At 55.3% G+C, this 215-nt stretch carries 1 protein-coding gene; it reads left to right on the top strand.

The features are described 5' to 3' along the window. A partial coding sequence (locus tag DWW10_RS26575) for a DUF7833 domain-containing protein (RefSeq protein WP_476375033.1) occupies positions 1-215 on the top strand: 215 nt, incomplete at both ends.

Genomic DNA, 215 nt, shown 5'->3' on the forward strand with positions numbered 1-215 from the left:
GGGTATGGTGGTTTGCTGAGCCGGTACTTCAAAGAGGCTATAGGCTTTTTCAAGCAGCACATCCTGCTCTACGACAAGGGCCCGTCCTTGCTGAACAGCAGTGACGTACACCAGTATTTTGCTAACTTCACGGCTCCCGGCAGCCGTACCTCAGCCTTCCTGCATGCAGAGCTTTTGAAGCTGGAGGCTGCCGAGCAAAGCCATTCCCTCGACCC

The sequence above is a fragment of the Bacteroides intestinalis genome, from assembly GCF_003464595.1.
Classification (GTDB): Bacteria; Bacteroidota; Bacteroidia; order Bacteroidales; family Bacteroidaceae; genus Bacteroides; species Bacteroides intestinalis_A.